The sequence below is a fragment of the Klebsiella sp. BIGb0407 genome (assembly GCF_024807845.1).
In the GTDB taxonomy this organism is placed as follows: domain Bacteria; phylum Pseudomonadota; class Gammaproteobacteria; order Enterobacterales; family Enterobacteriaceae; genus JGM124.
The window spans coordinates 167,076-186,666 of the sequence record NZ_JANUEQ010000010.1 but is presented as its reverse complement, the minus strand read 5'-3'; the positions used below and the strand labels follow the sequence as shown (position 1 = coordinate 186,666).

Below are 19,591 nucleotides of genomic sequence, written 5' to 3'. Positions count from 1 at the left end.
CCGTGGCATAAATTGGTTGCGGAGGCCGGATTTGAACCGACGACCTTCGGGTTATGAGCCCGACGAGCTACCAGGCTGCTCCACCCCGCGTCCGTGGATGCGCACTATACTCTGCTCTCTTTTCTATGCAACCCTTTTTTAGAATTAATCCATTAATTTACCGTAGTTGATTAAATATTATCTATCATAGCCATAAACAAACCATATTCACGGCGCGATGGCGGCAAGCGTTTAATTTTTTCAGCGGCTTTGCTATCTTCCCAGTAACGGATGTTGTTAGCAGGACAGAATAAAGATGAAAGTGTATTGGGTAAAATATGCAGCAGTAGGGGTGGTTTTAGCGACACTGGCTGCTTGTACTTCAAAACCGACCGATCAGGGTCAGCAGTATAAAGATGGTAAGTTCTCACAGCCTTTCTCGCTGGTTAATCAGCCTGATGCCTTAGGTGTCCCTATTAATGCGGGTGATTATGCAGAGCAGGTCGCACAGGTCGCTTCTGCCTCACCTCGTCTCTATAACAGCAGCAGTAATGTCTATGACGCGGTGAAGCAATGGCTGCGTACCGGGGGTGATACTAAACAGCTTAACCAGTTTGGTTTAAATGCCTGGCAGATGGAAGGGGCTGATAACTACGGTAACGTGAAATTTACTGGTTACTACACCCCGGTGGTTCAGGCCCGTCATACCCGTCAGGGCGAATTCCAGTACCCAATTTACTCAATGCCACCGAAAAAAGGGCGTCTGCCTTCTCGCTCAGAAATCTACAATGGCGCACTTGATAGTCGTCATATCCTCGCCTGGAGTAACTCCTTAATGGATAACTTCATTATGGATGTTCAGGGCAGCGGCTATATCGATTTTGGTGACGGTAAACCTTTAACTTTCTTCGGCTATGCTGGCAAAAACGGACATGCTTATCGTAGCGTCGGTAAAGTGCTGATTGACCGTGGGGAAGTAAAACGTGAAGACATGTCGATGCAGGCCATTCGTCACTGGGGAGATACGCATAGCGAAGCCGAAGTGCGTGAGTTGCTGGGCCAGAACCCTTCCTTTGTCTTCTTTAAGCCTGCGAGCTACTCGCCGGTGAAAGGCGCGAGTGCGGTTCCGCTGATTGGCCGGGCTTCTGTGGCATCCGATCGCTCGATTATTCCTGCCGGAACCACCTTGCTGGTTGAGGTTCCCTTGCTGGATAATAACGGTAAATTTACCGGTAATTATGAACTGCGAGTGATGGTTGCTCTTGACGTCGGTGGCGCGATTAAAGGCCAGCACTTTGATATCTACCAGGGCATTGGCCCGGATGCGGGGCACCGCGCAGGCTGGTACAATCATTATGGTCGGGTGTGGGTGCTGAAAACCGCACCGGGAACGGGAACTTCCGGTAACGTTTTTAACAGTTAATTGAATTGCAGGGATAACCTATCCCGCACCTTGTGCTCTTTATTAGCATTCCGGACGGGCTGTATAATCAGCCCGTTGTTATTTCTGAGGATAAATGATGTCTGTCATACTCACCGACGCCTGGCGGCAACGCTTTGGTGGTACTGCTCGCCTTTATGGGCAGTCAGCTTTGCAATTATTTGCCGAGGCGCATGTGTGTGTCATTGGTATCGGCGGTGTGGGGTGCTGGGCCGCTGAAGCGCTGGCCCGTACCGGTATTGGTGCAATCACGCTAATTGATATGGATGATGTCTGTATCACCAATACTAATCGTCAGATCCATGCCTTACGGGATACGGTAGGACAGGCGAAAACCGAAGTCATGGCGCAACGTATTCTGGAGATTAATCCTGAATGTAGGGTCACCGTCGTTGACGACTTTATTAACGCAGATAATACGGCGGAGTTACTTAATAAGGGGTTTAGCTATGTTATCGATGCGATTGATAGCGTTCGCCCTAAAGCTGCGCTGATAGCTTATTGTCGACGCAATAAAATCCCCCTGGTGACCACTGGTGGTGCTGGCGGGCAGATCGATCCGACACAGATACAGGTTACCGATCTGGCGAAAACCATTCAGGATCCGCTGGCGGCAAAATTGCGAGAAAGGCTGAAGAGTGACTTTGGTATTGTTAAGAGCAGCAAAGGCAAACTCGGCATTGATTGTGTTTTTTCAACCGAAGCGCTGGTTTACCCGCAGGCTGATGGCACTGTCTGCGCGATGAAAAGTCAGGCCGAAGGTCCGAAACGTATGGATTGTGCTGCAGGATTTGGCGCTGCAACCATGGTAACGGCCAGTTTTGGTTTTGTGGCCGTGTCCCATGTTTTGAAGAAAATGATGGCGAAAGCCAAAGCCCGGGCTGTTTAATCAGCAAGGCCGGGCAATCTGCTGTACGCGCTGGGCTAATGCCGTTAGCCCGTCATTTCTCGAAGCACTGAGCTGGTTACGCAGCCCTAAATCGTCAAACAGTGCCAGAGGATCGGCTGCCAGTAATTGCTGAGCTGTTTTGCCTTCAATGGCCGTCAGTAATACTGCCAGTAAACCGCGCACGATCCGTCCTTCGCTATCACCGAAGAAGTGCAAGGTTCCGTCTGGCTGATTAACATGCCCCAGCCAGACCCGATTCTCACAGCCACTTATCTCATACTGTTGGTCTTTTAAGGGACTCGCCAGGGCAGGAAGCTGTTTCCCTAACAGAATCAACTGGCGATAACGATCTTCCCATTGCTTTAAAGGGATAAACAAATCTTTCAGGCTCTCTGCACTGATGGTGGTACCAAAAGGGTGAGAGGTGCTCAAGTTATCAGTCAATTAGTCCACCAGAATATCAAGTGCAAGGTCAACGGCTTTTACCAGCCTGTCGACATCAAGCGCGGTATTATAAGGCGCAAAAGAAGCGCGTAATGTCCCGCTAACGCCAAGAGCCGCCAGCAAGGGTTGGGCACAATGCTGACCAGCACGTAACTCGATGCCCGACTCGGCGAGCAGAGTGACCATGTCATGGTGATGAACACCTTCAAAGTTAAAGGCCAGCAAGCTTGATTCCTGACAGCGATAGCTCTGAAAACCAGGGCGCAGAGCCAGGGCTGATTCTGCCAGTCCGGCTAATTCACGACACCAGGCCTCAGCCTGCGGCTGGTTAATCTCTTCGAGCCAGGTGAGCGCAGCATTCATACCGATAACACCGGCGACATTAGGTGTGCCGGCTTCAAACCGATAAGGTACTGGCTGGAGCTTAATACCGGTAAATGAAACTTCAGTGATCATTTTACCGCCTCCCAGCCAGGGGGACATCATTTCCAGCAATTCAGGCTTACCATAAAGGATGCCTGTGCCGGTCGGGCCGTAAAGTTTATGAGCTGAGAAGGCATAGAAATCGATATCCAGCGCCTGGACATCAGGCGGGCAGTGCACAATCCCTTGAGCCCCATCGACCATCACGATGGCTCCTGCCTGATGGGCCAGATCGATTGCTTTAGCGAGATCAGGGCAACCGCCAGTGACGTTTGACATCTGTCCCAGAGCCAGGATTCGGGTCTTACTATTCAAGAGGCTGGGTAACTGGGCAATATCGGGCAACATATCAAGGCCTACGGGTAATTTTACTACCCGGGCGCCGGTCTGCTCCGCCACGATTAGCCAGGGCACAAAGTTGGCATGGTGTTCAGCTTCACTGACAATAATCTCATCACCAGGCTCAAGACGTGGGCGAGCGTAGCACTGAGCGACCATATTAATCGACTCTGTGGTTCCCTTGGTCCAGACCACTGATTGTGGCTGCGGGGCATTCAGTAACTGAGCCACACGAGCGCGGGCTGACTCGTAGCTTTCGGTCAACTGCCGGGCTGCCAGAAACTGGCTGCGGTGGACATTGCCTCCGCTCTGGCGGTAAAACTGTTGTGTTGCCTCTATCACGGCCTGAGGTTTAAGTGCCGTTGCTGCGCTATCAAGATAGATGTTTTCCTCAGATAGCGCGGGGAACTGTGCGCGGAACAGAGCTGGATTAAATATTTTCATGACATTCCTCATTTACCTGTACCGATCGTCTCGCATATTCGCTCAGGGTACAAGGTTTCTGTCATGTTCATCGCGTTACAAGGGCAGGCTAAAAGTTAACATCAGTGGAAGGTTTTGGAAAAGAGAGCGGTGAGGGTGTAATCGGGGACTATTTTCAGGCAAAAAAAAGCACCGCAACAGGCGGTGCTATATAACTCATTATTGGCAGACAGGGTAAACTGACAGAAAACAAAATTAGGGTAGCCCTGCAACCGGGGTCTGGAAAGCCAGACCAAACGCAAACACAACAACACAACAACACACAACCATAAGCCAAAAACTCTCCGAACACGCATTCCAGATAGTTTTTCGTTCCGGCTCAAGAAGTGCCGACACTATAGGTATTTGCTGGTACATCCTCAATGGACAATTTATAATGGCTCAGATAAAAAAAACTAATAGGTAAACAAGAGTTACCTTTTTTGTTAATAATCATCCCTGTGAAAGCCTAATCATCCATGTCCAAACGGTTACCACCTTTAAATGCGCTGCGGGTTTTTGATGCTGCTGCGCGTCATTTAAGCTTCACTAAAGCTGCGGAGGAGTTATTTGTAACTCAGGCTGCAGTTAGCCACCAGATTAAGTCTCTGGAGGATTTTCTTGGCCTTAAATTATTCCGTCGTCGTAATCGCTCGTTACTGCTTACCGAAGAGGGGCAGAGCTACTATCAAGATATTAAAGAGATTTTTACTCAACTGACGGAAGCCACACGTAAACTTCAGGCGCGTAGCGCAAAAGGTGCACTTACTGTCAGTATACTGCCTAGTTTTGCTATTCACTGGCTGGTACCGCGATTGAGCAGCTTTAATTCATCCTACCCGGGGATTGATGTCCGGATTCAGGCCGTTGACCGGCAGGAAGATAAACTGCCTGATGATGTCGATGTGGCTATATTTTATGGGCGGGGTAACTGGCCCGGACTGCGCGTGGAGAAATTGTATGCGGAGTACCTGCTACCTATTTGCTCACCGACCTTGCTTATCGGCGATAACCCGATTAAAACACCGGATGATTTGGCAAAACACACTTTGTTGCACGATACTTCGCGACATGACTGGCAGGCTTATACCCGGCAACTGGGCGTAAGCCATATCAACGTCCAGCAGGGGCCTATTTTTAGTCACAGCGCGATGGTGTTACAGGCTGCGATTCACGGGCAAGGAGTGGCGCTGGCTAATAATGTTATCGCTCAGTCTGAAATTGAAGCCGGTCGTTTGGTTTGCCCGTTTAATGAAGTTTTAGTCAGTAAAAAAGCTTTTTATCTGGTTTGTCATGACAGTCAGGCAGAACTGGGTAAAATAGCCGCCTTCAGACAGTGGATCCTGGCGAAAGCTGCCAGTGAGCAAGAGAAATTTCGTTTCCACTACGAACAATAAGTCATTTTCGCGTGGCGATACCACGCTTTACTTTAAGGTTACAACATGACCAGCCGGTTTATGCTGATTTTCACCGCGATTAGCGGTTTCATTTTTGTTGCTCTGGGAGCCTTCGGGGCGCATTCATTAAGCAAAACCTTCGGCCCAGTAGAAATGGGATGGATTAAGACAGGACTCGAATACCAGGCATTTCATACCCTGGCGATTCTGGGACTGGCTGTTGCTATGCAACGCCGTATTAGTATTTGGTTTTACTGGAGTAGTGTTTTTATGGCGCTGGGTATCGTGCTATTTAGTGGCAGCTTGTATTGCCTGGCGCTATCACATTTGCGGTTTTGGGCGTTTGTAACGCCGGTTGGTGGAGTCAGCTTCCTTGCTGGCTGGATATTAATGCTCATTGGTGCTGTGCGCCTGAAAAAAAAGGGTACAAACCATGAATAAAGTTATTTTATATTGCCGTCAGGGTTTTGAAAAAGAGTGTGCTGCAGAGATTACTGATAAAGCGGGTCAGCGCGAGATATTTGGTTTTGCTCGTGTTAAAGAAAACAGTGGTTATGTGGTCTTTGAATGCTATCAGACTGAGGATGCGGATAAACTCGTCAAAGAGTTACCCTTCAGCTCACTGATCTTTGCTCGCCAAATGTTTGTTGCCGGTGAACTGCTAAAACATTTACCAGAAGAAGACAGAATTACTCCGATCCTCGGTATGTTGCAGGGTGTGGTTGAGAAAGGCGGCGATCTGCGGGTTGAAGTTGCTGACACCAATGAAAGCAAAGAGTTGTTGAAGTTTTGTCGTAAGCTGACCGTACCATTACGCAGCAACTTACGTCAGGCTGGTGTACTGGCAAGTTATGAAACGACAAAACGCCCTGTAGTCCATGTGTTCTTTATAGCGCCTGGTTGTTGTTATACCGGTTATTCATACTCTAATAATAACTCGCCGTTCTATATGGGTATCCCACGCTTAAAATTCCCTGCTGATGCGCCGAGTCGTTCAACGCTGAAGCTGGAAGAAGCCTTCCACGTCTTTATTCCTGCTGATGAGTGGGATGAACGTCTGGCAAACAGTATGCATGCGGTTGATCTCGGTGCCTGCCCTGGTGGGTGGACCTACCAGTTGGTGAAGCGCAACATGTGGGTAGCTGCTGTTGATAATGGTCCGATGGCACAAAGCCTGATGGATACTGGACAAGTCACTTGGTTACCTGAAGATGGTTTTAAATATCGCCCTACTCGCAATAACATCTCCTGGATGGTGTGTGACATGGTTGAGAAACCGGCTAAGGTCGCGAGTCTGGTTGCTGACTGGCTGGTTAATGGCTGGTGCCGTGAGACCATCTTTAACTTAAAGCTGCCAATGAAAAAGCGCTATGAGGAAGTGACTCAAAACTTGGAATTGATCCGCAGTCGACTCGAAGAAAACGGGATTAATGCCGAAATTCAAGCGCGTCAGCTTTACCATGATCGGGAAGAAGTGACGGTGCATATTCGTCGCTGGTGGGCGGCAGTAGGTGGACGTCGCGACGAGCGTTAATCTTCTTTTTCCGTAGGATTAGCCTGTTTGACTAAGTCTCAGTTGTTGTAAGTTACCCTCCAGGTGTAAGTCTGTTTTCAGCCTTGCTACCTGGCGGCTGGCAAAAGCCAGTTCCTGGTGCTGAAGCAGCTTGTTACGCCACTTTTCCGGGACTGCATCTATCTGCTGATAGATCTGTTCCAGAGTAGAAAATTGCTGGATCAGTGGCATCGCACTTTTCGGCCCCAGTCCGGGTACGCCAGGAATATGGCTGCTGCTGATACCTGCCAGCCCCCAGTAATCGGCCAGTTGTTCTGGTTTTACCCCAAACTCGTTATTGATAAAGGGCGCATCAAGCCAGCGTTTCTGGAAGTAATCTCGAATTTGTAAGGTCGGAGCCAGTAACTGGCAGTAGCCTTTATCTGTCGAGACAATCGTGGTTTGGTGCCCGCTTCCGGCTACTTTTACTGCCAGAGTGGCGGCGATATCATCCGCCTCATTCCCTTCTGAATGCCAGCAGCATACTCCACGCCGGGTAAAGGCATCGCGGATAACGGGCATTTCAAGCTGTAGGTTTTCTGGCATTGGCGTTCTGCCAGCCTTGTAGCCGGTTAATATTTTATGACGCCAGTTTTCACTTCCCGATTCATTATCGAAGACTGCAACCGCATGTGTGGGCTGGCTATGTGTAATTAATTGTTCCAGCGCATGCAGGCAAGTTTTAACACAAGGTGTCCCCTGTACCGCGTGAATTCGCCTGATAAGGTTCAATGCATCAACAATAAGTAAATGAATAGTCATGGGAAATGTGCTCTTTATACTAATGTTTCTACCCTAACATGTTCAGTGTCCGGGGGCTATTTTCATAACGAACTCAGCGCAGAGCCTCGCAAAATAGCCAACAAAAAGGGCGGAAAACCATTGCGAAGTCATTAGATAGCCAGATATATTTTGTCGGCATAAAAAAAATAGAGAATATCATATGAGCAACATCACACATCTCGCGCAACGCATTCAAAATTTACAACCTTCCGCCATTCGTGAACTGCTAAAACACAGCAAAATGCCGGGCGTTATTTCACTGGCAGGCGGTATACCCTCCAGTGACCTGTTTGATAAAGAAGGTTTAAACCTGGCCACGCAGAAGGTCCTGGATGAACAATTTTTTGATGCTTTTCAATATGGCCTGACTGAGGGCAATGTGCTCCTGCGTCACCAGATTGTTGATGTCTGCCTGCAGCGCGGTATCACCACCCAGCAGGATAAACTGCTGGTCACTTCGGGTTCTCAGCAAGCGCTGGACTTGTTAATGCGTACCCTGGTTGATGAAGGGGATGTGTTTGTTGTTGAACGTCCAACCTACCTTGCCACACTACAGATTCTGAGCCTCACCGGAGCTGATGTTAAGTCAGTCGGCGGTGATGAACACGGTATGATAGTGGATGAGCTGGAAGAGTTACTGAAAACAACCCGTATCAAAGGGGTGTATCTGGTACCGACTTTTGGTAACCCAAGTGGAACCACTTTAAGCGGTGAGCGACGTGAAAAGCTGGTTAAGCTTGCCGCTGAGTATGACTTCGTCATTATTGAAGATGACCCTTATGGCGCTATTAGCTTTACCGACCGTAAAGAAAAGACGCTGATTCAGATAGCCACCGAGCAGGGACTGGAACAACATGTCGTCTATACCTCAACCTTCTCAAAAATTCTCGCTCCAGGCCTGCGGGTTGGCTGGATAATTCTGCCAGAATGGATGAAGCAGAAAGTTGCCATTATTAAACAGGCGACTGACTTACACAGTAACTCCTTCACTCAGGCTCTGGCCGCCAGCTATCTGACGCTTTCGCGTCTGGATGCGCAAATTGACCTGATCCGTGAGGCTTATAAGAAGAAATGCCTGACGCTTTCAGAGTTATTGCAGCAGGAGCTGGGAGAACACATTCAGTTTAACCAGCCGGAAGGCGGAATGTTCCTCTGGGCAAGATTCCGTTACGACTTTGATACTACGGCCTGGCTGCAAAAAACGCTGGAGCAGGGCGTGGTTTATGTTCCTGGTGAGTTCTTCTTTAACGATAATCCGGATAAACGTACCTTACGTTTTTCTTATGCGACGGCAACCGAAGAACAACTGTTCGAGTCAGTAAAACGCCTGAAAGCCGCGCTGTAATAGCTTTCAGAATGAAAAAAGGGAAAAGCACAATGCTTTTCCCTTTTTTATCAGCAGGATATGTTAGTCGCAGCTGACCACTTTTAATGCCAGACCACCGCGCGATGTCTCACGGTATTTCGAGTTCATATCTTTACCGGTCTCGTACATGGTCTCAATCACTTTATCCAGGCAAACGCGCGGCTCGCTGGTACGGCGCATCGCCATACGTGCGGCGTTGACCGCTTTAACTGCAGCAATCGCATTACGCTCGATGCATGGAACCTGCACCTGTCCGGCAACAGGATCACAGGTTAAGCCAAGGTTATGTTCCATACCAATTTCAGCGGCGATACAAACCTGTGCAGGGCTTCCGCCCAGTAATTCAGTCAGCCCGGCAGCGGCCATTGAACAGGCAACCCCGACTTCTCCCTGACAACCTACTTCAGCGCCAGAGATAGAAGCATTCATTTTGTACAGCGTACCAATCGCGCCTGCTGTCAGTAAGAAACGCGCGCAAGAGTTGGCGTTGACTTCACGAATAAACTTATCGTAGTAAGCCAGTACGGCTGGAACAATTCCACAGGCACCGTTAGTGGGTGCTGTAACGACGCGACCGCCAGCAGCATTTTCTTCGTTAACTGCCAGAGCAAACATGTTGATCCAGTCAACGACAGCCATTGGGTCAGTATTATTTTTATCACTGGTCACGAGCATGCGGCGCAAGGCTGCGGCACGACGCGGTACACGCATTTTGCCTGGCAATACGCCTTCGGTGCTGATACCGCGCTCAATACCATTACGCATCACTTCCCAGATAGCGGCAAAGCGAGCATCAATTTCTGCCTGCGACTGAGTAGCTCGTTCGTTCTGCATCATTAAGCCGGACAGTGACAGGCCAGTTTCATCGCATAAGCGTTGCAGGTCAGCGGCACTTTTATAAGGGTAAGGCACGCTGGAAGCGCTGGTACTTTCTTCGCCAAAATGCTCTTCATCGACGATAAAACCACCGCCAATGGAGTAATAGGTTTTGGTATATACCACTTTGTCATTGGCCAGAGCGGTAATACGCATTCCGTTTTCGTGCAGAGATAAGTTGTCTGAATGGAAATTCATGCAACCATCAATCGGGAATTCAACTTCATGCTGGCCATTTGCCAGCATCAGGCGTCCGGTAGTATTCACATTCTCAATAAAGTGCGGAATGGCATCAATATCTACACTGTCCGGAAGGTTGCCTGCCAGACCCATGATAATGGCGATATCGGTATGGTGACCTTTACCTGTCAGGGAAAGAGAACCGTATACATCAACCACTACGCGGGTAACGTCGTGCAAAATACCACTTGCGATTAAATCATCAGTGAATTGTTTACCTGCTTTCATCGGGCCGACGGTATGAGAACTTGATGGGCCAATACCGATTTTGAAAATGTCGAATACGCTAATCATGATAGACCACCCATGGCGTCAGGAGACTGGAAAGAGAGGAAGCCGCCCTTGAAGGCGGCTTTGAGATGCTTAGCCGAACAGTGTGTAAGCGATAGCAGAGATGGCAATCAGACCCATAATCACAACGAATACGTTGCTGACATGGCCGCTATATTTACGCATCGCTGGAACTTTGTTGATGGCATACATAGGCATCAGGAACAGAATCATCGCGATAACCGGGCCACCCAGGGTTTCAATCATACCGAGGATGCTTGGGTTCAGGGTTGCAACAGCCCAGCAGGTTACCAGCATGAACAGCGCAGTCAGTTTGTTCAGTTTGTTCAGTTCAATGTTTTTACCTTTGCTACGCAAAGATTTAATCACCATACCGTTGAAACCTTCACGAGCACCCAGATAGTGACCCAGGAAGGATTTAGTGATAGCGATGATGGCAATGATTGGAGCCATCCAGGCAATCAACGGAGCCTGGAAGTGGTTAGCCAGGTAAGACAGGATAGAAATGTTCTGTGCTTTTGCTTCAGCAAGGTCAGCAGGAGTCAGGCTCAGTACGCAGCTGAACACGAAGAACATAACGGTAAGCACCATCATGATGTGTGCACGTGCTAGGATGCTGGAACATTTTTTCTCTGCACCTTCACCGTATTCTGCACGCTTAGCTACCGCGAAAGAAGAGATGATTGGTGAGTGGTTAAAGGAGAACACCATAACCGGAATTGCCAGCCATAAAGTGACCCACAGACCGCTACCCATTGCATCGCCACTCAGAGACAGCGTTTCAAAAGCCGCGGTGTTCCAGTTAGGAATCAAATACAGAGCCAGTACCATCAGAGCCGCAACGAATGGGAATACCAGAACACTCATCGCTTTAACAATCATTTGCTCACCGAAACGAACAATCGCCATCATTCCGACAATCAGAATTAATGACAACAGAGCACGAGGTGGTGCAGTCATACCTAACTGGTGAGTAATGAAGCTGTCTACGGTGTTGGTAATAGCAACGCTATAAACCAGCAGGATTGGGTAGATAGCAAAGAAGTACAGTAAAGTAATTAACTTACCAGCACCGATACCAAAGTGTTCTTCAACAACTTCGGTGATATCTTCACCAGGATTTTTACCGGATAAAACAAAACGGGTCAGACCGCGGTGAGCGAAGAAAGTCATTGGGAAGGCAAGGATTGCCATAATGATTAAAGGAATCAGACCACCCACGCCGGCGTTGATTGGCAGGAACAGTACGCCTGCACCAATCGCGGTACCATAGAGGCCAAGCATCCAAATAGTGTCAGACTTGCGCCAGGCACTTTTTGCTGTGGCAGAGGTGACGCTGCCTTTTTGAGTTGTTTCCATTAAGATTCTCCAAGGATATGTTTAATGCAATATTTAAGATTCTGGATAGTTAAAACACTGTTTCTGTCTTAACTGTTAAAACTAAATTCTGTATTCGGCCTTTATATTGAGAGTTATTGACCGTGATTATCGGCGGGCGGAAAGATACATTTATGTTGATGCTGTATCAGTGATCATGATCCCAATTACAATAAATAACTTTTATTTGGCATCGTTCCCGCATAAATCTCTGCCAAGACATTCTCTGGTGAAACTTATCTGCATAAATACTAGCACTTCCAGATGATGTGATACTTTGATTAAAGATAATTAAAATGTTTTTCACTAAAAAATTTATCCTGAACAGGATATTTAAAGAACAGATTACATATTAGTAATATTTTGATGTGCGTCAAAAATCAAAATAACTAACTGTATGATTTAGTTGATTCTGTATGAATAACAGCCGAAGGGGGTTATGTTAATAAAATGTATTCCAGCAGGCGGGGGGTTTTATTGATGAGATAGTAGTTCATTTAAATGACAGGGTTATTCATTGCAGAGATAAAAAAGGCAGGATTCAGAGAAACAGGCGGCCGAATGACCGCCCTGATTAAATTAACGACAAATTTCGTAGCAAGGAACGTAAGCAGTGCCCGGCAGTTTCATTCGCTGTTGCTGAACAAAGCCTTCCAGGAGTTCGTCCATTTGCTGCATCATGTGCGAGTCACCATGCAGTTTGTAGGGACCAAACTTTGCAATTGCCTGAATTCCGACATCTTTAACATTCCCGGCGACTATTCCAGAAAATGCCCGGCGCAGTGAGGCAGCTAGCTGCTCTGGTGGCTCAGAAGGGTAAAGTTTTAAGCCAGCCATATTTTCATGCGTAGGGTCAAACGGCTTCTGCAAGTCTGGTGATATACGGATAGACCAGTTGAAGCTATAAGCATCACCGCTCTCACGGCGACTCTCTTTCACCTGTGGCATGGCTTTTTTCATCACCCGGGCCACTTCTGCGGCATCATCAATAATGATGGTGTAATAGCGACGAGCCTGTTCGCCCAGAGTATTCACAATGAACTCATCCAGCACACGGAAATAATCAGCGCTTTCTTTCGGGCCGGTCAGAATCAGCGGCAGCACCTGATTCTTGTTGTGTGGGTTCATCATAATACCCAGCAGATAAAGGAACTCTTCAGCGGTTCCTACTCCTCCCGGGAAGATGATGATGCCGTGTGCGATACGCACAAAGGCTTCAAGGCGTTTTTCGATATCCGGCATGATTATTAGTTCATTGACCAGAGGGTTCGGTGGCTCAGCGGCAATAATAGAAGGCTCAGTCATACCAATGAAACGCCCGTCTTTATAACGCTGCTGCGCATGTCCTACCGCGGCGCCTTTCATCGGAGCTTCCATTGCGCCAGGCCCACAACCGGTACAAATATCCAGTTCGCGTAATCCCAGCTGGGTGCCTACCTGGCGAGCGTAAAGATACTCTTTTTCATTAATCGAGTGCCCACCCCAGCAAACCACAAGATTCGGGGCTTCACCAACATGCAGGGCTCGGGCATTACGTAAAATAGAAAAGACCGTATTGGTGATATGGGTCGAGTCATCGTTATGAGGTTGAGCTGTCCGGTTAAGATGAGCAATCTGAGCATTGACGAAGACAATATCGCGCAGCACGGCAAACAGGTTAGCTTGCAGGGCTCGAATAATTCTACCGTCGACAAAAGCATCTTCTGGTGGATTGATCAGTTCAAGTTTAACGCCACGTTCACGGCTCAAGACATTGATATCAAAACTTTCAAAGCGAGAAAGAAGTTCTGTACTGTTATCCGTCTGGCTTCCAGAGTTAAGTACTGCAAGTGAACAGTTACGGAAGAGTTGATACAGGTCACTGCTGGCCGTGCATTGAAGCATATCGACTTCAAGCTGCGACAGCATATCCATTGAACCAAGTGGACTAACATGTGTTATCAAGTGAACTCCTTAAGTAACGAAAAGTGTTATCCTTAAACTCCACAATATCTCTGAGTCGCCTGTTATTACAACTCATTGATCCCGGCGACTATAATATGGAAGAGATATTTCGTATTTATTGCCGAACCAAACGACCAAAAGTAGGGTGGAAATGGGTATTGGTTCGCCATGGATTAATATCCAGGCCACCACGACGAGTATAGCGCGCGTAGACACTTAACGCCTGTGGCTGACAATAGCGCTGAATATCGTTAAAAATACGCTCTACACATTGCTCATGAAATTCATTGTGATGACGGAATGAAATCAGGTATCGCAGAAGTTTTTCGCGATCAATTCTTGGGCCTTTATAGTGAATCTGAACGGATCCCCAGTCAGGCTGATGAGTAATTAAGCAGTTGGATTTTAACAGATGGCTCACCAGAGTCTCTTCAACCACTTCTTCAGTACCGGCATTGAGCAGATGATCGGCATCGAACTCATAACTATTGATAACAATATCTTGTTCATCAATACATTCACCCTTGAGCGCGACCAGTTGCTGACTTTCAAGTTCATCAAGGCGAAATAACACCACACTGACATCACCCTGGGCGCAGGCGCTTAAATCTTTCTGAAGTGTTTCCTGAACCTTTTCCCAGTCGGCAAAAGGGGTCTGATTAAAGCTGTTGAGGTAAAGTTTAAAGCTTTTAGACTCGATTAAATTAACGCTACTGGCATCAACTTGAACATGGCCGACGGCGACTTGAGGTAACCCGTTATTATTTAACCAGGAGAGTTCGTAAAGTGTCCAGATGTCTCCACCGTGGAACGGCAGAATCTCACCATCAAGCCCTGGCATATTACGATTAAGGCTACGGGGAACACCCTGGAGCAGAGCCGGCTGATACTTATCCTGATAAGCTGTTGCTTTCCCGAGCGTCAGGCTGCTCAAAGCCTGATGATTTTCATCGAACATATTTCACCGTATTGATTGTACAATTGGCCTGTATTGTATCAAAGTCGGCATGAGTGAGGAATTAATGCACGAAATTAGCCTTTCCCTACAAGAATTTACCCAGCGATTTTGCGCTAAATGGCAACAGCAGACGGGTAGCTGGCCGCTCAGCGAAGAGTTATATGGTATTCCATCGCCCTGTATTACCCATACTGCTGCGGATTCAGTATGCTGGCAACCTCAGCCTTTTATACCCGAATCTGATTTAAGCGCGGTAGAGCGCGCGTTAGAGATAACCTTGCATCCGGATATTCATGCGTTTTATACCACGCAATTTGCCGGAGATATGCCTGCTACAATTGGTACAACAACACTCACTTTATTACAGGCGTGGAGTGAAGATGATTTCCAGCGAGTACAGTCCAATCTTATCGGCCATTTAGTGACGCAAAAGCGTTTAAAACTGTCACCGACGTTATTCCTGGCGACAACAGAAGATGAAATGGAAGCGATATCACTTTGTAACTTGACAGGTGAGGTGTTGCTTGAAAAGATTGGTACCAGCAAGCGTAACGTACTTGCTTCCTCACTGAAGACCTTTCTGAATAATCTTGAACCACTGGTTGTTTAATAAGCAGATCACAATTATGTAAGATATTTCCTACATGACCTGTGCGATATTTCTGAAAATAGATCCAGATCAATATTTATACAGTAAAAATAGTATTTATATAACACTCAGTTGCAGAGTTTCTCGAGGCATAGCTTGATACTGTGCCCGTTATTTTAGATTTGACATCTTGTCATTTTAATCTAAATAAACGATGCTACTGACACGACATGATGTCGCTGAAATATAGGAAATATAAGCATTATTTCCTCTATTGATGTAGGGATAGTTCGCCAGGATGGCGTATCGGAACTCTTCATTGATGAAGCATGGAATAGCTCAGGATGAGTTAAAGGACACCTCCAGGACGGAGAATGAGAGCTGCGACATGGAGTGCAGTGGGTCAAGGTGACCTAAGGACAATGCATCAGGAGATGCAGTAGCCAACAGGATGAAGGCAGCAGGACGCATATGCAATGGACTGTAGGTCAGTGGACCGAGGGACAAAGTTGTCATGGATGAGCAGGGAGCAAAAACGTAGCAGGATTGGCTACAAAACGAATCGGGGGCACTGTTTATACAGTGCCCCCTTTTTTTTGTTCAGCAGCGCTAAAGGGTATCCAGGGTCTGAAGTGAATGTATCCCAGAAACAGGGTTAAGTTAGACGATGTTGTTACTAATGGCATAAATCAAATCAACTAACACGAAGAAATAATTAGAAACATGTTATAGAGTAATCAGGCATCTCTATGAAGATATGCCATTATTTTAATTAATGATTTTGTTTCTGAGGGGCTTTTCATGTTTTCAAAGATTGCCGGTTTCAGCGTCGCTCCGGTTATTATTGCTGTCACAGTATTACTGACCAGTACTGCCGCGACAGCTGCCGATAATAGCGCATTTTTTGACGCTGCATTATGTAAACCTGCATATACCACTAAAGCCGCTTCTGCACTCTACGATGACGCAGAAAAAGTGGCCAAATATCAGCTGGTAGGCATTATGGCGGTTTATCCACTATCTGAAGCCGTGGTGAAAGAGGGTTTTAGTGCCACTGACTTTGTGCTGGCAGGAACCACCTACGGTGTCCTGATAGAAGGCCAAAAAGCGGAGGAGCTGGCGAAAACCTTTAACCTTGCAAAAGAAGCGCCGAACCCAATGATTGCAGCCACCAAAAGCTATATTCGCGTTTTAGACGATGCGGATCAGCCTTCACCTGAAATGGGTCGTGTGGCCATCACCGCACGTGAATCACAAGTTATTCCGGGCAAAACTCTGCTGAGCTGTGAATTTACCTCACTCGGCGATCTTGAGGCAATGAAATCGATGGCGAAGTAATCGCCTGTTATTTTCTTCGGGCCGAAAGGCCCTTTTTTATCTATTTAAGCCATAACTGCGTAACAGGAAAATAATACAGCGTAAAACCGCTCTTTGCTGTTTGATGATTTTTCCGATAAGCAGAAGAAATGTTATCCTGTCTTCTCTATTTTCATAGCAGCTTAAGGTTTTCATGGACAGCCAGACTCAAGTTCGCCAGCACCTTATCATTATTGAGCAGGTTTTGCGTGACCACGCCCTGTGGCAGGAAATAATGCCGTATCCTGCGGCGTTAGACAGCACACAGCCTTTTTGCATGGATACCCTCGATCCTGTTGAATGGCTGCAGTGGGTTTTGATCCCTCGTATGCATGCTTTACTTGATAGTGAGCAGGCACTACCAGGTGAATTTGCTATTGCTCCCTATTATGAAATGGCGCTGGATAGTTCAAGACGTGAACGTGAGCCCTTACTGGCGGCATTATTGTCTTTAGACGCTTTTTTTAATCCGGTTGGTTCTTGATGTTAGAGATTATTTATCAGGACGAGTGGCTGGTCGCGGTGAACAAACCCTCCGGATGGTTAGTCCATCGCAGCTGGCTGGACAGGCATGAAACGCGGATTTTGATGCAAGCCGTGCGCGATCAGCTGGGGCAGCATGTTTTTACCGTGCATCGCCTGGATAAACCCACCTCTGGTGTGTTGTTAATGGGGCTGTCCAGTGATGTGGGACGTCTGTTATCACAGCAATTTGAACAGCATCAAATCGTTAAGCGTTACCACGCCCTGGTGCGCGGCTGGCTGGAAGATGAAGCTATCCTCGATTATCCACTGACTGAAGAGCAAGATAAAATTGCCGACAAATTCAGTACCGAGGATAAACAACCGCAATCGGCAATCACCCATTACCGCGGTATGGCTTCTGTCGAAATGCCGGTTGCTGTGGGACGTTATCCTACAGCCCGCTACAGCTTGGTCGAACTTGAGCCTCAGACAGGTCGTAAACATCAACTCCGACGCCATATGTCGCATTTGCGCCATCCGATTATCGGCGATTCCAGACACGGGGATTTACGCCAGAACAGAGGGGCGGCAGAACACTTCGGTTGTCAGCGATTAATGCTGCATGCCAGCCAACTCTCTCTGACTCATCCGATAACCGGCGAAGCGTTAACGTTGCGTGCTAACCTTGATAGCATATGGATGAATATGTTGTCAGAATTCGGCTGGCGCGGGCTGTTATCTGAGATTGAAACGGAGAACGCTGAACAGAATGATTGTCACGATGGTTTCACACCCTAGTGCTTATTAATAAGGAATAATTCGATGGCTGAAGTAGGTATCTTTGTCGGTACGTTATATGGAAATGCGCTGTTTGTTGCAGAGGAGGCGGAAGCTATTCTGACCGGACACGGCCATAGTGTGAAAGTGTTTGAAGATCCAGAATTAGTCCAGTGGCAGTACTATCGGCATCATTATGCTCTGGTGATTACCTCGACGACCGGACAGGGCGATTTACCGGATAGTATTGTGCCGTTATTCCATGCGATTAAAGACGAAGTGGGTTATCAGCCCGAATTACGTTATGGATTAATTGCCCTTGGTGATAGCAGTTACGATGTTTTCTGTGGTGGCGGAAAACAGTTTGATGCCTTACTGCAAGAGCAGGGTGCGACGCGTATCGGTAGCCTGTTATTGATTGACGGTAGTGAAGATCCAGAACCTGAATCCGTATCTAATCCATGGGTTGAGCAGTGGGCTTTATTGCTGAAATAGTCACTGATTGCCCGGTATGCTTGAACAGATAATGCCTTTAATTCAGGCGTTATCTGTTCAATTCAGCGTTTCTTCACCAGTACGACGATAAGCGCCTGGAGAGGTGTTGAATTTTTTGCCAAAGGTACGGGTAAAAGATTGTTGTGAATCAAAACCATAACGTATTGAAATATCCAATATTCTATCGCTGGTGTTTTTAAGATCCTCTGCCGCAAGCTGGAGTTTACGCTCCCGAATATAAGCGCCAAGACTTTTCCCTGCCCAACCCGTGAACATCCTTTGTAAATACCATTTTGAGTATCCGGACTGCTTTGCGACGTCTTCAATTCGTAGAGGACGCTGCATATTATCGTCTACCCATTCAAGCAGCGATTCCATAAAACCTTGAGGTACGGACATACCACCTCCTTAGAAAAAGGTGTTGTTATGACTAATTGAGTGAGTGAACACTCATTATAGATATGAAGGCTCAACCGTCAATAAAATTTACGGTATAATACTTAGCAGTACATTCAGGTAAGCAGCGATAACCTGACAGGGTATTTTTGTTCAGACTGATTCTTTGTGAGGTAGCGTGGCTCGTCCAAAAAGTGAAGATAAAAGATTAGCGTTGCTCGATGCGACAACTCGTGCCGTAGCCGAATTCGGTCTGGGAGCTGCAACTTCGCTTATCGCCAGAAAAGCTGGCGTTGCCGAGGGAACGTTATTTCGTTATTTCGCGACTAAGGATGTGTTACTTAACGAGGTCTACCATTACCACAAGCATGCTCTGGGTATTGAGCTAATGAAGACCTACGATCAGGCTCAACCGGTGAAAGAGCGTGCCCGGAAAACATGGAATAGCTATATCGAGTGGGGACTGGTTAACATTGATGCTAGAAAAACCATGAGCCAACTGTCTGTTTCAGGGAAAATAACCAAGGAAACCTTACGGAAGACATTCGATGAATTCCCTGAACTGCGCCAGCTCTCTAACGAGAGTGTCACTAACGAATATCTCACTTGTGGTGAGTCACCTTTCGGTGATGCTATCTTTTTTTCTCTGGCAGAAACCACGATGGAGTTTGCAGGCAGAGAAAAAGAACGCAAGCAAGAATATATGGCTGCCGGATTTGATGTTATGTGGCGCGGGATGACTAAAGCCTGAG

General features: G+C 47.3%; 20 protein-coding genes and 1 tRNA gene. 12 read left to right on the top strand and 9 right to left on the bottom strand.

Translation table 11 applies throughout. The features are described 5' to 3' along the window. Positions 1-13 precede the first annotated feature (13 nt). Positions 14-90, bottom strand: a tRNA-Met gene (locus tag M2387_RS23260). A 205-nt stretch (positions 91-295) separates the two neighbouring features. Here M2387_RS23260 and mltA point away from each other — a divergent pair. Further along, complete coding sequence (mltA, locus tag M2387_RS23255; protein WP_259052953.1) at positions 296-1,402, top strand: murein transglycosylase A; 1,107 nt, start codon at positions 296-298, stop codon at positions 1,400-1,402. Positions 1,403-1,499: 97 nt separating this feature from the next. After that, positions 1,500-2,309, top strand: a complete 810-nt coding sequence (gene tcdA / locus M2387_RS23250) for a tRNA cyclic N6-threonylcarbamoyladenosine(37) synthase TcdA (RefSeq protein WP_259052961.1) — start codon at positions 1,500-1,502, stop codon at positions 2,307-2,309. Here tcdA and csdE read toward each other — a convergent pair whose 3' ends face one another. Further along, the gene (gene csdE, locus M2387_RS23245; protein WP_409040308.1) at positions 2,310-2,753 is read right to left on the bottom strand and encodes a cysteine desulfurase sulfur acceptor subunit CsdE; all 444 of its coding nucleotides are present in this window, start codon (positions 2,751-2,753) and stop codon (positions 2,310-2,312) included. It lies immediately after the preceding gene. Further along, the gene (gene csdA, locus M2387_RS23240) at positions 2,754-3,959 is read right to left on the bottom strand and encodes a cysteine desulfurase CsdA (protein ID WP_259052952.1); all 1,206 of its coding nucleotides are present in this window, start codon (positions 3,957-3,959) and stop codon (positions 2,754-2,756) included. Between the two features lie 497 nt (positions 3,960-4,456). On the opposite strand from csdA, the gene M2387_RS23235 reads away from it, so the two are divergent. The 3 genes from M2387_RS23235 to rlmM are packed head-to-tail and all read left to right on the top strand — an operon-like array spanning position 4,457 to position 6,908. Next, on the top strand, positions 4,457-5,374 hold the full coding sequence (locus M2387_RS23235) for a transcriptional regulator GcvA (RefSeq protein ID WP_259052951.1): 918 nt from the start codon (positions 4,457-4,459) through the stop codon (positions 5,372-5,374). A gap of 45 nt (positions 5,375-5,419) precedes the next feature. Next, positions 5,420-5,815: a DUF423 domain-containing protein gene (locus tag M2387_RS23230; RefSeq protein ID WP_259052950.1), complete on the top strand. Its 396-nt coding sequence runs from the start codon at positions 5,420-5,422 to the stop codon at positions 5,813-5,815. After that, on the top strand, positions 5,808-6,908 hold the full coding sequence (gene rlmM, locus M2387_RS23225) for a 23S rRNA (cytidine(2498)-2'-O)-methyltransferase RlmM (RefSeq protein WP_259052948.1): 1,101 nt from the start codon (positions 5,808-5,810) through the stop codon (positions 6,906-6,908). The genes M2387_RS23230 and rlmM overlap by 8 nt, the downstream gene beginning before the upstream one ends. An 18-nt stretch (positions 6,909-6,926) precedes the next feature. Here rlmM and xni read toward each other — a convergent pair whose 3' ends face one another. Continuing rightward, the gene (gene xni / locus M2387_RS23220; RefSeq protein WP_259052947.1) at positions 6,927-7,688 is read right to left on the bottom strand and encodes a flap endonuclease Xni; all 762 of its coding nucleotides are present in this window, start codon (positions 7,686-7,688) and stop codon (positions 6,927-6,929) included. 181 nt (positions 7,689-7,869) lie between these two features. On the opposite strand from xni, the gene M2387_RS23215 reads away from it, so the two are divergent. Further along, a complete protein-coding gene (locus tag M2387_RS23215) occupies positions 7,870-9,054 on the top strand; it encodes an aminotransferase-like domain-containing protein (RefSeq protein WP_259052945.1) in 1,185 nt (394 codons plus the stop codon). Between the two features lie 63 nt (positions 9,055-9,117). Here the strand turns inward: M2387_RS23215 and M2387_RS23210 are convergent, their stop codons facing one another. The 4 genes from M2387_RS23210 to queF all read right to left on the bottom strand — a co-directional run bounded on the left by M2387_RS23210 (position 9,118) and on the right by queF (position 14,761). After that, positions 9,118-10,485 carry an L-serine ammonia-lyase gene (locus M2387_RS23210; RefSeq protein ID WP_259052943.1) on the bottom strand — a complete coding sequence of 456 codons (1,368 nt, stop codon included), beginning with the start codon at positions 10,483-10,485 and terminating at the stop codon, positions 9,118-9,120. Between the two features lie 69 nt (positions 10,486-10,554). Further along, positions 10,555-11,841 (bottom strand): HAAAP family serine/threonine permease, encoded by a 1,287-nt coding sequence (locus M2387_RS23205; RefSeq protein WP_259052941.1) that lies wholly within the window; start codon positions 11,839-11,841, stop codon positions 10,555-10,557. A gap of 597 nt (positions 11,842-12,438) precedes the next feature. Next, positions 12,439-13,803 (bottom strand): nucleotide 5'-monophosphate nucleosidase PpnN, encoded by a 1,365-nt coding sequence (gene ppnN / locus M2387_RS23200; protein WP_259052940.1) that lies wholly within the window; start codon positions 13,801-13,803, stop codon positions 12,439-12,441. 115 nt (positions 13,804-13,918) lie between these two features. Further along, positions 13,919-14,761 (bottom strand): NADPH-dependent 7-cyano-7-deazaguanine reductase QueF, encoded by an 843-nt coding sequence (queF, locus tag M2387_RS23195; protein ID WP_259052939.1) that lies wholly within the window; start codon positions 14,759-14,761, stop codon positions 13,919-13,921. A gap of 64 nt (positions 14,762-14,825) precedes the next feature. Between queF and syd the strand changes: the two genes are divergently transcribed. The 5 genes from syd to M2387_RS23170 all read left to right on the top strand — a co-directional run bounded on the left by syd (position 14,826) and on the right by M2387_RS23170 (position 18,443). Next, positions 14,826-15,371, top strand: a complete 546-nt coding sequence (gene syd, locus M2387_RS23190) for a SecY-interacting protein (RefSeq protein ID WP_259052938.1) — start codon at positions 14,826-14,828, stop codon at positions 15,369-15,371. A 780-nt stretch (positions 15,372-16,151) separates the two neighbouring features. Continuing rightward, on the top strand, positions 16,152-16,688 hold the full coding sequence (locus M2387_RS23185) for a hypothetical protein (RefSeq protein ID WP_259052937.1): 537 nt from the start codon (positions 16,152-16,154) through the stop codon (positions 16,686-16,688). A 172-nt stretch (positions 16,689-16,860) separates the two neighbouring features. Continuing rightward, the gene (locus M2387_RS23180) at positions 16,861-17,190 is read left to right on the top strand and encodes a YqcC family protein (protein WP_259052936.1); all 330 of its coding nucleotides are present in this window, start codon (positions 16,861-16,863) and stop codon (positions 17,188-17,190) included. Beyond that, positions 17,190-17,969, top strand: coding sequence for a tRNA pseudouridine(65) synthase TruC (truC, locus tag M2387_RS23175; protein WP_259052935.1), 780 nt, complete (start codon positions 17,190-17,192; stop codon positions 17,967-17,969). Before M2387_RS23180 ends, truC begins: the two co-directional genes overlap by 1 nt. A 24-nt stretch (positions 17,970-17,993) precedes the next feature. Continuing rightward, positions 17,994-18,443 carry a flavodoxin gene (locus tag M2387_RS23170; protein WP_259052933.1) on the top strand — a complete coding sequence of 150 codons (450 nt, stop codon included), beginning with the start codon at positions 17,994-17,996 and terminating at the stop codon, positions 18,441-18,443. Positions 18,444-18,500: 57 nt separating this feature from the next. Here the strand turns inward: M2387_RS23170 and M2387_RS23165 are convergent, their stop codons facing one another. Beyond that, positions 18,501-18,842 (bottom strand): helix-turn-helix domain-containing protein, encoded by a 342-nt coding sequence (locus tag M2387_RS23165; RefSeq protein WP_259052932.1) that lies wholly within the window; start codon positions 18,840-18,842, stop codon positions 18,501-18,503. A gap of 175 nt (positions 18,843-19,017) precedes the next feature. Here M2387_RS23165 and M2387_RS23160 point away from each other — a divergent pair, with 175 nt between their 5' ends. After that, positions 19,018-19,590: a TetR/AcrR family transcriptional regulator gene (locus M2387_RS23160; RefSeq protein ID WP_259052931.1), complete on the top strand. Its 573-nt coding sequence runs from the start codon at positions 19,018-19,020 to the stop codon at positions 19,588-19,590. Position 19,591: the final 1 nt, after the last annotated feature.